This window comes from Salmonella sp. SAL4457 (assembly GCF_046548235.1).
Lineage (GTDB): Bacteria > Pseudomonadota > Gammaproteobacteria > Enterobacterales > Enterobacteriaceae > Salmonella > Salmonella enterica.
Genome location: NZ_JBGDZO010000946.1, coordinates 1 through 252 on the forward strand (window position 1 = coordinate 1; position 252 = coordinate 252).

The following is a 252-nucleotide window of genomic DNA, read 5'->3' on the forward strand; positions in this document are numbered from 1 at the left end:
GCCTGATACCTGCTGGACACGATGCCTCTGGCGAAGGCTACGACAGTCACGACACACTACAGCCACGCCGTGCCGATGCTGCTGGAAATCCCTGTGGCGGTCCTGGAGCCGGCACTGGCCGAGCACGATGCTCGCGCTGACTTCGGCGACGTGCGCGAGCTTGCCGCCTCGATCGCCAGCGTAGGCTTGCTGCAGCCGATCGGCATACGCGAACGCGACGACCTGCCGGGCATGTACCGCGTCGTCTACGGC

At 66.3% G+C, this 252-nt stretch carries 1 protein-coding gene; it reads left to right on the forward strand.

Annotated features, from left to right (window positions below; all coding sequences use genetic code 11):
- Nucleotides 1–75 precede the first annotated feature (75 nt).
- On the forward strand, nucleotides 76–252 hold a 177-nt coding region (locus tag ACLJNW_RS26985; RefSeq protein WP_410961620.1), incomplete at its 3' end, for a ParB N-terminal domain-containing protein.